Source organism: Pseudomonas sp. SIMBA_041 (assembly GCF_046535095.1).
GTDB classification, from domain to species: Bacteria; Pseudomonadota; Gammaproteobacteria; order Pseudomonadales; family Pseudomonadaceae; genus Aquipseudomonas; species Aquipseudomonas mucoides.
The window spans coordinates 1-267 of record NZ_JAWRXJ010000386.1 but is presented as its reverse complement, the minus strand read 5'-3'; the positions used below and the strand labels follow the sequence as shown (position 1 = coordinate 267).

The following is a 267-nucleotide window of genomic DNA, read 5'->3' as shown; positions in this document are numbered from 1 at the left end:
AGGCGCAAATCCTGCTCGTGCAGCTCCAGCAGTTGCCGGGACAACCGCAGCCGCGCCAGGTGCCAGTCCGGGCGTTGGCGGCTGGTGACCAGCACCAGCAAGCCATCGGGCAGGTGATTGAGAAAAAACTGCAGGCAACGATCGAGGACCGGCCCCTGGGCCAGGTGATAGTCGTCCAGCACCAGCAATAACGGACTGGCACCGGTCAATTGCACCGCCAGCTCATCCAGCAGGCCGTCCAGCCACTCTTCAAAGGCGAAGGGCTGG

1 protein-coding gene is annotated in these 267 nt (G+C 63.7%); it reads right to left on the bottom strand.

What is annotated here, in order from left to right; all coding sequences use genetic code 11:
- A partial coding sequence (locus SB725_RS31595) for a hypothetical protein (RefSeq protein ID WP_410923373.1) occupies positions 1-267 on the bottom strand: 267 nt, incomplete at both ends.